The organism is Labrys sp. (in: a-proteobacteria) (assembly GCF_047605565.1).
Taxonomy (GTDB): domain Bacteria; phylum Pseudomonadota; class Alphaproteobacteria; order Rhizobiales; family Labraceae; genus Labrys; species Labrys neptuniae.
Genome location: NZ_JASGFM010000020.1, coordinates 19,202 through 33,319 on the forward strand (window position 1 = coordinate 19,202; position 14,118 = coordinate 33,319).

14 protein-coding genes are annotated in these 14,118 nt (G+C 64.4%); 5 read left to right on the forward strand and 9 right to left on the reverse strand.

Annotated features, from left to right (window positions below):
• Position 1: 1 nt before the first annotated feature.
• The 7 genes from QM672_RS18195 to QM672_RS18225 form a co-directional block, all read right to left on the reverse strand.
• A complete protein-coding gene (locus QM672_RS18195; RefSeq protein WP_311933359.1) occupies positions 2-1,987 on the reverse strand; it encodes a heme lyase CcmF/NrfE family subunit in 1,986 nt (661 codons plus the stop codon).
• Positions 1,984-2,439, reverse strand: a complete 456-nt coding sequence (gene ccmE / locus QM672_RS18200; protein ID WP_311933360.1) for a cytochrome c maturation protein CcmE — start codon at positions 2,437-2,439, stop codon at positions 1,984-1,986. Before ccmE ends, QM672_RS18195 begins: the two co-directional genes overlap by 4 nt.
• Positions 2,436-3,578 carry a c-type cytochrome biogenesis protein CcmI gene (gene ccmI, locus QM672_RS18205; RefSeq protein ID WP_415084253.1) on the reverse strand — a complete coding sequence of 381 codons (1,143 nt, stop codon included), beginning with the start codon at positions 3,576-3,578 and terminating at the stop codon, positions 2,436-2,438. The genes ccmE and ccmI overlap by 4 nt, the downstream gene beginning before the upstream one ends.
• Before the next feature lie 221 nt (positions 3,579-3,799).
• Positions 3,800-4,198: a hypothetical protein gene (locus QM672_RS18210; protein ID WP_311933362.1), complete on the reverse strand. Its 399-nt coding sequence runs from the start codon at positions 4,196-4,198 to the stop codon at positions 3,800-3,802.
• A gap of 235 nt (positions 4,199-4,433) precedes the next feature.
• A complete protein-coding gene (locus tag QM672_RS18215) occupies positions 4,434-5,858 on the reverse strand; it encodes an ATP-binding protein (RefSeq protein ID WP_415084255.1) in 1,425 nt (474 codons plus the stop codon).
• Positions 5,855-6,529 carry a response regulator transcription factor gene (locus QM672_RS18220; protein ID WP_068296769.1) on the reverse strand — a complete coding sequence of 225 codons (675 nt, stop codon included), beginning with the start codon at positions 6,527-6,529 and terminating at the stop codon, positions 5,855-5,857. The genes QM672_RS18215 and QM672_RS18220 overlap by 4 nt, the downstream gene beginning before the upstream one ends.
• 10 nt (positions 6,530-6,539) lie before the next feature.
• Complete coding sequence (locus QM672_RS18225; protein ID WP_311933365.1) at positions 6,540-6,824, reverse strand: hypothetical protein; 285 nt, start codon at positions 6,822-6,824, stop codon at positions 6,540-6,542.
• 187 nt (positions 6,825-7,011) lie between these two features.
• On the opposite strand from QM672_RS18225, the gene QM672_RS18230 reads away from it, so the two are divergent.
• Both QM672_RS18230 and QM672_RS18235 read left to right on the forward strand, forming a co-directional pair.
• Complete coding sequence (locus tag QM672_RS18230) at positions 7,012-7,878, forward strand: S1 family peptidase (RefSeq protein ID WP_415084258.1); 867 nt, start codon at positions 7,012-7,014, stop codon at positions 7,876-7,878.
• A 118-nt stretch (positions 7,879-7,996) separates the two neighbouring features.
• Entirely contained in the window at positions 7,997-8,785 is a 789-nt protein-coding gene (locus QM672_RS18235; RefSeq protein ID WP_415084260.1) for a S1 family peptidase, read from the forward strand.
• Positions 8,786-9,577: 792 nt separating this feature from the next.
• Here QM672_RS18235 and QM672_RS18240 read toward each other — a convergent pair.
• Together QM672_RS18240 and QM672_RS18245 are read right to left on the reverse strand one after the other, a co-directional pair.
• Positions 9,578-10,069: a YcgN family cysteine cluster protein gene (locus tag QM672_RS18240; RefSeq protein ID WP_367624056.1), complete on the reverse strand. Its 492-nt coding sequence runs from the start codon at positions 10,067-10,069 to the stop codon at positions 9,578-9,580.
• Positions 10,070-10,129: 60 nt separating this feature from the next.
• Positions 10,130-10,585 (reverse strand): VOC family protein, encoded by a 456-nt coding sequence (locus QM672_RS18245; protein WP_415084262.1) that lies wholly within the window; start codon positions 10,583-10,585, stop codon positions 10,130-10,132.
• Positions 10,586-10,847: 262 nt separating this feature from the next.
• On the opposite strand from QM672_RS18245, the gene QM672_RS18250 reads away from it, so the two are divergent.
• Genes QM672_RS18250 through QM672_RS18260 form a run of 3 tightly spaced genes read left to right on the forward strand, consistent with a single transcriptional unit; the run spans position 10,848 to position 14,109 of the window.
• Entirely contained in the window at positions 10,848-12,977 is a 2,130-nt protein-coding gene (locus QM672_RS18250) for a transglycosylase domain-containing protein (protein WP_367624058.1), read from the forward strand.
• Positions 12,974-13,585, forward strand: coding sequence for a DUF1214 domain-containing protein (locus QM672_RS18255; protein WP_311933371.1), 612 nt, complete (start codon positions 12,974-12,976; stop codon positions 13,583-13,585). The genes QM672_RS18250 and QM672_RS18255 overlap by 4 nt, the downstream gene beginning before the upstream one ends.
• Positions 13,582-14,109, forward strand: coding sequence for a DUF1254 domain-containing protein (locus QM672_RS18260; protein ID WP_311933372.1), 528 nt, complete (start codon positions 13,582-13,584; stop codon positions 14,107-14,109). The genes QM672_RS18255 and QM672_RS18260 overlap by 4 nt, the downstream gene beginning before the upstream one ends.
• The last annotated feature ends 9 nt before the right edge of the window (positions 14,110-14,118 follow it).

The window sequence follows — 14,118 nt, forward strand, 5'->3', positions numbered from 1 at the left end:
CCTACTCGGCCGGTTGCATGGTCTGGGCAAGTCGGCGCGCCGGCTTGGGAGCGCCGACGCGCAGGCGACGGTCCGACAGGGACAACAGGCCGCCCAACGCCATGATCAGGCAGCCGAGCCAGATCAGGGTGATCAGCGGCTTGTCATAGAGCCGCGCCGCAATGGCACCATCCGGCAGATTGTCGCCGAGGCCGATATAGATCTGGTCGAAACCATGGGTGCTGATGCCCGTTTCCGTCACCGGCATCTGGCGCGCCGGGTAGAAACGCTTGGAGGACGTCATACGGCCGATCTCGACGCCATCGCGGCGGATGACGAACTGCGCCTCGGTGGCCGTATAGTTCGAGCCGCGCCTGGGTACTGCGCCGACATAGGTGGCCTGGAAGCGTCCGAAGCCGGCGGTATCGCCGGGCTTCATCGCCACGATGGTCTCCGATTGCCAGGCCGAGGCGGCAACGACGCCCATCAGCGTCACGCCGACGCCGAAATGGGCAAAGGCCGTGCCGAAGGCCGACCGCGGCAGGCCGGTTGCCCGGCGCAGGCTGGATCCCAGCGGCTCGCGGAACAGCTTGATGCGCCCGGCGATCTCGACCACCGCTCCCGCCATGATGAAGAAGGCGAGGCCCGCGCCGAGCGGCGCCAGCACCGGCCCGCCTTGCTTGAGCCATAGCGTCACCAGCGCGGCCAGGATAGCGAGGCCGATCGCAGCAGCGAGGCGCTGCATGGCACCGGCCAGGTCACCGCGCTTCCAGGCAAGGAAGGGGCCGAACGGCATCACCACCAGCACCGCCAGCATCAGCGGCCCGAAGGTCAGGTCGAAGAAGGGCGGACCGACCGACACCTTGCCGCCGGTCAGGGCCTCCAGCGCCAGGGGATAGAGCGTGCCGATGAACACGGCAAAGCAGCTCACCGTGAGCAGGAGATTGTTGAGGATCAGCGCGCCCTCGCGCGAGATCGGCGCGAAGATGCCGCCCTGCTTCAGGGCTGAAGCGCGCCAGGCGAACAGGCTGAGGCCACCGCCGATGAACAGCACCAGGATCGCCAGCATGAACACGCCGCGCCTGGGATCGGTGGCGAAGGCGTGCACGGAGGTGAGCACGCCCGAGCGCACCAGGAAGGTGCCGAGCAAGGAGAGCGAGAAGGTGAGGATCGCGAGCAGGATCGTCCACACCTTGAGGGCATTGCGCTTTTCCATCACCAAAGCGGAGTGGAGGAGCGCCGTACCGGCGAGCCACGGCATCAGCGAGGCATTCTCGACCGGGTCCCAGAACCACCAGCCGCCCCAGCCCAACTCGTAATAGGCCCAATAGGAGCCCATGGCGATGCCCAGGGTCAGGAAGATCCAGGCCAGCAGGATCCAGGGCCGGACCCAGCGCGCCCAGGCGGCATCGATGCGCCCCTCGATCAATGCGGCAGCCGCAAAGGCAAAGGCGATGGAGAAGCCGACATAGCCCAGATAGAGAAGCGGCGGATGGATGGCGAGGCCGACATCCTGCAGGATCGGGTTGAGATCCTGCCCCTGCATCGGTGCTGGCGTGAGGCGGGTGAAGGGATTGGAAGTGAGCAGGATGAACAAGAGGAAGGCAGCGCTGATCCAGGCCTGCACCGCCAGCACGGTCGCCTTCATCGTCGGCGGCAGGTTGCGGCCGAAGGCGGCCACCAGCCCGCCAAAAAACGCCAGGATGAGGACCCAGAGCAGCATCGAGCCCTCATGGTTTCCCCACACGCCTGTGATCTTGTAGAGCAGCGGCTTGGCCGAATGGGAATTCTCGAACACGTTGGTAAGCGAGAAATCCGAGCTGACATAGGCATAGGTCAGCACGCCGAACGCCATGGCAACGAAGAGAAGCTGGAACAGGGCGGAACTGGTGCCGATGCGCATCAGCCCGAGATCGCCCGCGCGAGCGCCCCACAGCGGCAGCACCGACTGGATCACGGCGAGCGTGAGGGCGAGAACGAGTGCGTAGTGGCCGGCTTCGACGATCATGGCTTTTTCCCGTAGGCGCCGCCCTCTTCCCAGTGGCCTTGCGCCTTCAGCGCATCCGCCACTTCCTTGGGCATGTATTTCTCGTCATGCTTGGCCAGCAGCGTATCGGCCTGGAAGACACCGGCGCTGTCGACCACGCCCTCGGCCACCACGCCCTGCCCCTCGCGGAAGAGATCGGGCACGATACCCGAATAGACGACCTTGATCGACTTGTTGGTATCGGTCACCGTGAAGGTGATCTCCGACGCGCTGCCGCGTTGCAGGGAGCCCTGCTCCACCAGACCGCCCAGCCGCCAGCGCTGGCCTGGCGTGGTCTGCTTGCCAACGATGTCGCTCGGACCGGCGAAATAGGACATGGTGCCGCCCAGGCTGAACAGCACCAGGCCCACCGCAGCCGCGAGGACCACACCGGCTGCGCCGATCATCGCCAGACGTCTGCCCTTGCGCGTCATAGACCCAATGCCTTCGAAAGCTCGTCCATCTGCCTGACGGCATCGGGCGAATTGGCCAGGGCCTTGCGGGCATCCGCGAGCGCAGTGCGGGCATTGTCCGCCTGCCCGAGCACGCTATAGGCCTTGATCAGCTTCATCCATTCCTCCGGGCTGCCCCCTTGCGATTTTAACCGCTCGGACAGCCCGGACACCATGCCCTGGATCATTTTGCCGCGCTCCTGCGGAGTCATCGCCTGGGCGGCCCTGACATCGTCCTGTGAAGGGCCACGTGCAGCCGTATCGGGAGCGGCGCCATCGGGAGCAGATCCGGGCTGCCCGCCGACCCTGGCGATTTCCTGCCGCAGGAAGTCGGCAGCATTGGGATTGTCGGCAATCAGGGCCTGCCAGGCCTCGATCGCCCCCTTCTTGTCGCCGTCCTGTTCCTTGGCGAGACCGAGGAAATAGGCGGAGCGGAATTCCTTGGGATCGAGCTTGAGGGCCCGCTGGAAGGCGGCCTTGGCGTCGGCCGTCACCATGCGGTCGGCGGCAGCGACGACGGCGACGCCGAAATTGGCCTCGCGTTCGGCGGTCGATCCCAGCAGCCGCAGGGCGTTGGCGTAGGCCTGCTTGGCATCCTCGAAGCGCTGCTGGCGCAGATAGATCTGCGCCATCAATTCCCAGCCGCGGCCATCTTCGGGATTCTCCGCCAGCTTGGCTTCGACCCGGGCCACCAGTTCATCGAGCGAGGCGTTTTCGATATTGCCGTCCAGCCGGGCCGCCAGGGGCTGGTCGGGACTCGACGGCGAGCCAAGATAGGCATAGAGCCCAAGGCTGAGCAGCGGGACCGCCACCAGGACGACGCACGCGGCAAACCTCCGCCGCCCGCTGGCCGCCTGCGCGGCCGGCTGCCGGTCCTTCTCGGCTTTCTCTCCCTCATCGGCCTCGATCAGCCGGCGGGAGACCTCGATGCGGGCGGCCTGCGCTTCGCTCCCGGCGATCAGCCCGCGCTCGAGATCGCGATCGATCTCGGCCAACTGGTCCTTGTAGATGGCGACATCGGATGCCTGCGGCGTCACGGCGCCGCCACGCTGCGCCAGCGGCCACAGCAATGCCAGAGCTGCGAGGCCGGTCATGGCGGCCAGGGCTATCCAAAGGAGCATTCGAGATCTCTTGCGCTGGCCATAAGGCCTAATTTGGGCGTTTCAAACGCGCAGAGACGCCTTATCACCCATCGGCTGCGGGCAGCGTGCGCGACCGCACCCCCGCCCGCCCAGATATCGCCGCAGCAAAGCGCGTTCATGACCGAACACCTCTTCGCTCCGGCTTGTCGTCCCGACGCGTCGCTGCGATTCCCGGCCCTTCCGCCCAATCGCAAAACGCCTCAGCTGTTGACCCAACCGCCATCCGGCTGCCGGCACGCCGTCGAACGGGCGACGCTCGGCACGCCGTCCTTGTAGACGGTCTGGGAATATTGCCGGCACGGAGCCGCACCCTGGTTCTGCAGTGGCCCGGCCACCACGCTGCCATGGGTGGTGGCGTTGCTGTCGCTCTTCCAGTCGATGCTGACCTTGGCCTTGCCATCCAGGGCCGTGCGCCGAGCCTGCTCGGCGCGGGCGCGATCGGCGGGATCGAGGCTGTCGAGGATCGGCGAATTGCTGGTGGCAGGCGTGGGCGGCGCGGCGGCGACGGTCGGCTGGGTGGTCGAGCTGGTAAGCCCGCATCCTGCCAGCGGCAGCGCCACCACAGCCAGGCCAAACAGCTTGACGATCGATTTTGTCATAGGACCCCTGACCTAAGCATAAGAGCATAAGCTGTCGGCAGCCTTACACGCAAAAACGCCCCGCGCCAACCGTCTCTCAGTGTCGCAAGGGGCAGGTGTTCCGCGTGATACGAGAAAGTGATCCTGATACCGGCCCAACCGGTTTTGCGACTTGGTGGAACCACCAGAAATCGCAAAGACGCGCCGGACTGGAGAAGTCGAACCAACAAGTGTTCGCATCTGAACGTGTTTGGTTCTAGACCGTCGCGCCTTCACCGCTTCGCGAGGATGGCCGGGCGCCGGCTGTTGGTACCGGCCCCTGCAGGGCGGGAATATCGAGGATGGCCCGCAGACCGCCGATCGGTGCTTCATCGAGATTGAAACGGCCGCCATAGAGCGAGACGAGATCCTGTACGATGGCGAGGCCGAGGCCGGTGCCGGGCTTGGTCTCGTCGAGCCGCTTGCCGCGCTGTCCCGCCTCGGCGCGCTTCTCGGGTGACAGGCCCGGTCCGTCATCGTCGATGATAATCCGGGCGAACATCGCGCCATCCAGGTGGAACGCCTCGGTCCGGATCATTACCTCGCTGATCGCCCATTTGCAGGCATTGTCGATGAGATTGCCGGTCATTTCCTCGATGTCCTGCTTCTCACCGCGGAAACGCAGCGCCGGATCGACCTGAACCGTGATCTTCAGGCGCTTGACGGCATGGATTTTCTCCATGGCCCGGACCAGCCCCTCGATCACCGGTGCGATCTCGGTCACCGTTCCCACCACGCTGACGGCGGCGGCGATGCGCGCGCGCTGGAGGTGGTGATCGATCTGCTTGCGCATCACGCCGACCTGTCGGCCCACCTGTTCGGCCAAGGGACTGGCCGGCGCCGTACCCGCCTCGTTGGCGATGACGGACAAGGGCGTCTTCAGGGCGTGGGCGAGATTGCCGACATGGGTGCGGGCCCGTTCGACCACTTCCCGGTTGGCGTCGACCAGCGCATCCAGTTCACGCGCAAGCGGCACGATCTCGTCGGGTAGGTCCGGCGGCAGCTTGGCCGCCTCGCCAGTGCGCATGCGCGCCAGCGCACCGCTGATGCGCGAAAGCGGCCTGAGGCCGAAGCGTACCTGCAGCAGAATCGCAGCGAGCAGCCCGACGCCAAGTGCGGTAAAGGTCAGCAGCAGCGAATATTGAAAGTCGGAAATGGCGCTGTCGATCTCATCGGCAGGGCCGGCCAGGGTTACCCGGTAGCGGCCGTCCTCCCCAAGATCGATCAGACGCTCGACGGCACGCAGCCGGCGATCGTCCGGGCCCTTGATATAGCCCTCGCGCACACCGCTGGGTTCGCCGGGCGTGTTCTGGTCGTCGAGGCTCGGCAAGGTCGCTTCGAACAGCGATTTGGATCCATTGGAAGCCGGCTTGTCGAGGCGGTTGATCTGCCAGTACCAGCCCGACAGCGGCAACTCGAAACGGGGCTCGCCCATGGCGCCTGGCGCCGTGCGGTCGCCCACATCCGCGCCGGCGATATCGGCGACCAGCGTCTTGAGATAGACATGCAGGCGCTCGTCGAAGGAGCGCTCGGTCGCATGCTGGTAGACGGAGGAGAGCACCACGCCCGCCACCACCAGCACCACCACCACCCAGGCCGCGGCGGCGACGAAGAGGCGGAAGGCCAGCGAGCGTGTGGTCATACGCGCATGGCGTCCGGCGGCGTGAGGATATAGCCCATGCCGCGCACGGTCTGGATCACATCCACACCCAGTTTCTTGCGCAGCCTGCCGACGAACACCTCGATCGTATTGGAATCACGGTCGAAATCCTGGTCGTATAGATGCTCGACCAATTCGGTGCGCGACACGACGCGCCCGGTATAGTGCATCAGATAGGCCAGCAGCCGATATTCATGCGAGGTGAGCTTGATCGGGTTGCCGTCGACCACCACGCGGCCGGCCCGGGCATCGAGGCGCACGGGGCCGCAGACGAGTTCATTGGTGGCATGGCCGGTGGTACGGCGGATGAGCGCGCGAAGACGTGCCAGGACCTCTTCCATGTGGAAGGGCTTGGCGACGTAATCGTCCGCCCCCGAATCGAATCCCATCACCTTGTCGGACCAGCGATCCCGGGCGGTCAGGATCAACACCGGCATCACCTTGCCGGCGCGGCGCCAGCGGTCGAGCACGGTAATGCCGTCGAGCTTCGGCAGCCCGACGTCGAGCACAACGGCATCATAAGGTTCGGTATCACCGAGGAAATGGCCTTCCTCGCCGTCGAAGGCCCGGTCGACGGCATAGCCGGCCTCTTCAAGCGCCTTGACCAGTTGGCGGTTGAGATCCTGATCATCCTCGACCACGAGAAGCCGCATCGGTATTCCTTTACTTCACACCTACGACTTCGCCGGTCTTGGCGTTGATCGTCGCTCTTATCACCCGACCATCGGTCCCCAGAAATGTGACGACATAGCGGTAATTGCCAGGGTCTCCACACAAATTGCCGTCGATCATCTCTCCCTTTACCGCACGTCGAGCAGCACCCAATGCCGAAAGAAGAGGCACGATCGTACCTGACTTCACGAGCGGGCGCGCCTCGCTGAGGCTGACGCAGGCAGCCATCGCCGGCTGCAACGCCACAAACCACCCCAGTCCCAGGGCAAGGGCCACGGCTAAGGAAGATATCCGCCCCATCCTCATCCTTCTGCTATAGCTCGCCTCGTGCAAAATCCAAAAACGCGCCGAAACAAGGAGTTAGAACAAGGCGGCATTTCCGCCCGACGCGCCTTGCTCTAGATTTCGCCGCAATTCCCCTCGATTCGAGCCATCATCATTGTGCAGAGCCACTGAACACGGCATGAACGTAATGCTCAATCCCGCCTTTCGCCAGAAGGAGCGCCCCGTTAATACGACAGGTGCCGGCTGGTGCTCGCCCAGGCCACGCCAGTCACGGATGCTGGCATCGATGTCGACCTGGGTCCTGCGCTCACCCATGATCGCTCTTCTGAGCCTGGTCATAGCTCTGGTCATGGCTCTTGTGTCGGCGTTGCCCGCCCATGCCATCGTCGGCGGCAGCCCGGCAGCCGCCGATATGGCCCGCCATGTCGTGATGATCGTCTCCGATCGCGGCAGTTTTTGCTCGGCCACCGTCATTGCTTCCGATCTTCTGCTGACGGCGGGTCATTGCGTGCGCAAGGGCGCCAATTACCGCCTGCTGACCTATCAGGCCGGCAAGCCGGTGCTGTCACAGCTCGGCAGCGTGGCGATCCATCCCCAATTCGATGCCAAGGCCTATGACAAACGGCATTTCACCATCGATCTTGCCCTGGTGAAGCTCGATACGCCCCTGGCGGGCTATGCGCCGCTTTCCCTGACGGCTGAAGCAGGCATCGCGGGTGCGGTTTACCGCGTCGCCGGATTCGGCCTGACTGCCCAGAATGCCGGCAAGAGCGGCGGCGTCCTGCGCGAGATCGCGCTGGAAGGAGCTCCGCCCATCTCCAGGGTGCAATTGCGCCTGCGCGAAAGCAGCGGGGTCGGCGGCGCTTGCCAGGGCGATTCGGGCGGTCCGGTGCTGCGCGAGGGCATGCTCGTGGGCGTGCTGGCCTCGGCCGTGGGCGCCAATAGCGGTCGGGGCTGCGGCGGCATGACGGGCGTGGCCCTGCTGGGTACCGCCCTACCCTGGATTCGCAGCAATGCAGCGCGAATGGGAGCGTCCCTGCCATGACCGCCCGGCGTTTGAGACCCGGCCGATTCTTCCAGGTCGAATCCGAGACTCGCTCAAGAAGAATCCGCCCGAACGCGCAATAATTTGGTTTTGGTTGGAAATGCTCTACAGCTTAGCCATGATGAAAACCCGCCTCGCCGCCGCTGTCATGTCCTTCGTGACCCTCACCATGCCAGCCCTGGCGATCAAAGGCGGTCGCGACGTCACCGATCCCACCGGCGTGCGCAGTCATGTGGTGCAGATCACCGGGCCGAGCGGCACCAAATGCAGTGGTACGGTAATTTCCCGCAAGCTTGTGCTCACGGCTGCTCATTGCTTCCTGAGCGGGCATGGCGATTATCGCATCCGCGCCCTCGACACCCAGTTCCGTTTCCGCTTTGCCGAAGCGACCCAGGTGGCGATCCATCCCCAGTTCGACGTCACGGCGCTCGGCACTTCGGCCGCGATCAACGATATCGCGCTGATCCGGGTCGACCACGATTTTCCCGACTGGCTGGTGCCGGTGCCGCTGGCCTCGCGTATCGCCGATGACGGCAGTTTCGTCGACGTCCAGGTCGCCGGCTTCGGCATGAGCCGCGATCGCGTGGTCAGCAGCGCCGGCAAGCTGCGTGAACGGCGCTTCGACATGCTGGACCAGATCGACAGCAAATCCCACCAGCTCTTCCTGATCGATCACAAGGCAACCCGCCGCACCATCAACAACAACGGCATCTGCCGGGGCGATTCGGGCGGCCCGGTGTTCCAGCGCCAGGGTGCGAGCTATGTACTGGTCGGCGTGATCTCGGCCGTGATGGGTGGCAAGGGGCGCGATTGCGGCACGATCACCGCCGTCACCGCCGTCTCGGCCTATCGCTCCTTCATCGAGACCATGGCCGACAGAGCCGGCTCCCCTGTGCGCTTTCAGTAAGCGAGACGCTCATCGCCAGCGATCGCAGGCCCTGCGATCGTTCCTGTGGCCCCTGCCCTCGCTATTTCAATCCTGAGCACTGCTTTCCGAGGTCACATGCAGCCCCATGGTCGCGCTCGAAACGGCCAATGCCGGCGGCCGAGCTTAGAAGAATGAAGCAAGGAACAAGACGGAGGCAGCGATCACGACAAAGGACAGAGTCGAGATCGCAAAACTGAGATGCCGTCCAGCCGCCGAGGGATTCACGCGGCCGAAGCCCGCCACCCGCTCAGGACGATCGAAAACCAGTTGCGCACGTGTCATCAATCTTCCCCCGAATCTGATGTTCAACACGCCCTATTTCGAACATTTGCGCGTATTCGCTCTGTGCGAAAACGCACAAACTCCTCTCCTTCGACAAAACATGTTTACCAAAGAGTAAACTTAGTATTTTCTAACCTCAGACCGGCATGGACAGGGCAACATGCAAGATCATGCCCGCCAAGATCATGAGCACGGCAGCAGAGCCGATATCGACAAGCGTTTCCATCCCGCAACTCCTTTTGAATGATGCAAAGATAAGCGTGCTGTGTTGCTGGAATGCTGCCCGAGTGGGGCAATTCCCAGAATGTCCGCACAGCGATGCTCGACGATGCGGTGCCATGCCGTTTCCCCGTCGCCGCGATTCCACCCGTCTTCGGCTCGCTCGAATGGCGTTTGCTGCCGTTGCGTCAGGAAAGCCCGCAGGCAACCGCCACGGCTCCCATCCTGACGTTTCAGGCAGAGCGGCGGAGCGTCGCCTTCACACAGGCTTCAGCGCCTGCGAGCCGCCTTGGGTACGCGCGCGGGCCAACGCACCACGTGCTCTTCCCACTCGCCCTCGCCCACCTGCTTGTCGTCGGCCTTGACCTTGCCGCGCACCGAGACATTGGCCTGGTGCACGGTATTGGGGTCCCCCGAAACCAGGGGATGCCACCAATAGAGATCCTCGCCGTCGGCGACCAACCGATAGGCACAGGTCGGCGGCAGCCAATCGATGGTGCGCACCAGCTCGGGCGTCAGCGTGACGCAGTCAGGAACATGACGCTTGCGATGCTCGTAGTCGGAGCATTGGCAACTGTGGCATTCGAGCATGAAACAGGCGACATCGGTGAAATAGGTGTCGCCGGTTTCCTCTTCCTCGAGCTTGACCAGGCAGCAGCGCCCGCAGCCGTCGCAAAGGCTCTCCCATTCCTCCGGCGAGAGGGCCTCCAGGGGCTTGGTCTTCCAGAAGGGCTTCGAAGGCTGTTCCATCGCCGTTGCCATAGCGGAACAGCCGGTCAGAGTCACCCTTCGTGAGAAGGCGGGCCGCCGGAAGGGAGCGCTTCAGCAGGCCATCTTGCGCATACCTTCCTGGATTTCCTCGACGGTGAGATCGCGCTGATGGGTGGCGATCGACCAATGATGCCCGAAGGGGTCCTTGATCACGCCATAACGGTCTCCCCAGAACATGTCCTGCACCGGCATCGCCACTTCGGCGCCCGCCTCGACAGCGCGGGCGACGAAAGCGTCGACGTCGGCGACGAAGAGATGGATGGTCACGGGGGTGCCGTTGAGCATCTTGGGCGATAGCAGGCCCCATTGCTTGTTCGCGTCGACCAGCATGACCGAACTGCCGCAGACCTTGATCGAGGCATGCATCAGCTTGCCGTCGGGTCCGGGCAGGCGGATCATCTCTTCGGCGCCAAAAGCCTTCTTGTAGAATTCGATGGCATCGGCTGCGCCATCGCAGACCAGATGGGGCGACAGCGTGTTCATGCCGTTCGGGGCGATTTCAGCCATGGTCTTCCTCCTCATGGGCAAAACTCTCGGACTTATCCCAAGGACGACGCGCCACATCCGGCGCCGACAGGCACGAATAAAAAATTTCGCAAGCCATGGCATTTGCCATGCCCGGCGGAAAATCAGCGTGGGTCTTTCAGGATCGGCGACCGGGGGTTAGACTGTCCATCCTGACGTCTTTCGCGTACCGGTTGGTTCCATCGTGCCTGAACGCAAGCCAGAGCCGTCCTTTCGAAAGCGCCTGAGCCGCGCCGCCCTTCGTTTGGACTCGTGGCTCGACAACGCCGTCTATGCGTCGTGGCAGAAAGTGCGGGCCGGGATCGAGCGCGGCTCCGACATCTCCAACAGGTTCCAGGTCTCGGGCTGGCGCCGGATGCTGGTTGAAGTCGGCTGCGAGGGGCTGACGCTGGGCACGGCCGGCATGATCTTCGGCCTGATGCTGATGCAGCCGGCAATCCGCCAGATCGGCGATGACTGGCTGCGCCGCGCCGACATCGCCGTCACTTTCGAGGATCGCTACGGCAACATCGTCGGCCAGCGCGGCATCCGCAGCAATGACAGCGTCGCCCTGGCCGACATGCCCGACTATGTCATCAAGGCCGTGCTCGCCACCGAGGACCGGCGTTTCTACGATCATTTCGGCATCGATGTCATCGGCACGCTGCGCGCGCTCACCGTCAACAGCCAGGCGAGCGGCGTGGTGCAGGGCGGCTCCTCGATCACCCAGCAGCTCGCCAAGAATCTCTTCCTGTCCAACCAGCGCACGCTGGAACGCAAGATCCGCGAGGCCTATCTGGCGCTCTGGCTCGAGGGGCATCTGAGCAAGGACGAAATCCTCAAGCTCTATCTCGACCGCGCCTATATGGGCGGGGGTGCCTTCGGCATCGAGGCGGCGGCGCAATATTACTTCGGCAAGTCGGTGCGCGACGTCTCCCTGGCGGAAGCGGCCATGCTGGCCGGCCTATTCAAGGCACCGACCAAATACGCACCGACCAACAACCTCGCGGCGGCGCGTGGGCGTGCAAACCAGGTGCTCAGCAATCTCGTCGACGCCGGCTTCATGACCGAAGGCCAGGTCTCCGGTGCCCGCCGCAATCCGGCCACGCCGGTCGATCGGGCGCGGGAAAAGGCACCCGACTATTATCTGGACTGGGCCTATGGCGAGATCGCCGACCTCGCCGATGACGGGGCATTGGGCAGCGAATCCGTGTTCGTGGTGCGCACAGCGCTGGATCCGATCATCCAGGCAACGGCGGAAAACGCCCTGGAATCGAATCTGCGCCAATATGGCAAGGACTACAACGTGCACCAGGGTGCCATCGTGGTCATGGAGCCCGACGGCGCTGTACGCGCCATGGTGGGCGGACGCGATTATAGCCAGAGCCAGTTCAACCGGGCCACGGACGCCCTGCGCCAGCCCGGCTCCTCCTTCAAGCCCTTCGTCTATGCCACCGCCTTGATGAACGGCTTCACGCCCAAATCCATCGTGGTGGATTCGCCCGTCTGCATCCGAAACTGGTGTCCCCAGAATTTCGGCCACAAATTCTCCGGTCCGATCACGCTGACACAGGCCATCACCCGCTCGATCAACGTCATCCCCGTCAAGATCTCCCTGGCCCTCAGCAAGAGCGCCGCCGACGGCCGGCGCATGATCATCGAGACGGCCAAAACCATGGGCATCGAGACGGAGCTCAAGGAGTCCTGGGCCCTGCCGATCGGGGTCGAGGCCGTCAATCTCCTGGAGATGACCGGCGCCTATGGCGTCTTCTCGTCCGGCGGACACAAGGCGCCCCCCCATGCCGCGCTGGAGATCCGCAATGCCAAGGGCGACCTTCTGCATAAGTTCGATCCCGCCCGCGAGGATCCGGTGGTGATCGACCCCAAGATCATCGCCGATATGAACGGCATGCTCAACAGCGTGGTCGAAAACGGCACGGCCAAGCGAGCCCAGCTGCCCGGCATCAAGGTGGCCGGCAAGACCGGCACCACCAATTCCTATCGCGACGCGTGGTTCATGGGCTTTACCGGTAACTTCATCGGTGGGGTCTGGTATGGCAATGACAATTTCCAGCCCACGGAGGAGATGACCGGCGGCTCCCTTCCGGCCATGACCTGGCAGCAGGTGATGACCGTCGCTCACCAAGGCGTGGAAATCCGGCCGATCCCCGGCGTTGCCCCCTTCCCGCCGGTGCAGCAGCCCAGCAAGGCCGAACCGTCGGCCCCCGATACGGCGGATGCGGCGCAGATGGCTCCTGCGCCGCCGCCTGTCCTCACCCGCAACGCGACACAGATCCTGCGGGACGTCGCCACCCTGATCGAGCAGGCCGATCATTCGCCTGCCAGGCAGGCAGCCCAGATGCGCCGCCCGGCGCCGGTTTCGGCCATCGAATGAAAGGTTTCTCCGCGATCCTGGGGCTGGTCTATGCCCTTGCCCTCGGCGGCGCGCTGGGGCTCGGTCTCACCTGGTGGGCTACCGGGGCCGATTTCCAGCTCGGCGCCCTGCGCTTCGGTCCCTGGACGGCATGGCCCCTGGCCGACCCGCTCGGGGCCGATCGCTATAGCCGCGCGCGCATCGCCCGCAGTGGAGACCTGCCTCTCGGGCCTGGTGAAGGCCTTGCCTTCACGGCGTGGGAGGATTCGGCGGGGCGAGCGCTCGATGGCACCTGCCGGTACCGCCTTTCGGCCATGCTGCCGCAGGCGCGCTGGTGGACCCTCAGCCTCTATGATCGATCCGACAGGCTGGCCCGCAATCCCAGCAACCGGGCCGGCTTCACCAGTGCTTCCGTTCTGAGGGGCGAGGAAGGCCGGGTGACCGTCACCGTGGCACCCGACAGCCAGCCCGGCAACTGGCTGCCGAGTTCCCCCGGACCGATGAGCCTGATCCTGCGCCTTTATGACAGTCCGATCTCGACAGGCCTCGCCACGGAATTCGGGGCCGGCCGGAGTATTGCCGTTCCCGCAATCGAACGGCTCGACTGCGTGGCTGGAGGCCCCCCGTGATCCGCTGGCTGTTATGGACGCTCGCGGGCCTGCTCATCGGCGTCGTGGTGCATTTGGCCACGATCGTCACCCTACCCCGCCTCAGCGGGCAGACCGGCTTTCAGCGCGCGAGCGCAATCGCCCCACTCGGACGTTTCGTCATCCTGACTGCCGACAAGACCCCATTGCCGCTACCGGACCCGGCCATCGTAACGGCTTTCTGCCGCTACGACCTCACCGGTGGCCCGGTCCATGTGCGCGTTCCGCTGAATGCCGGTTTTCTGTCGGTGTCGTTCTATACGCCGGCAGGCCTCAATTTCTACACGCTGACCGACCGTGCGGGCGCGAACGGCGCGCTCGAGATGACCTTGTTCACACTGGCGCAGCTTGCCGAGATCAGGGCCAAGCAAGGTCCGGATCTGCCGGTTGCCTTGCGACTTCAGGCCCCCGAGCCGACGGGCCTGATCGTGGTGCGTGCGCTCGTGCCCGAACCGACCCAGCAGGTCGATGTGGAGCGGGGACTGGAGCCCGCAAGCTGTCGCTAGAGCGTTGTT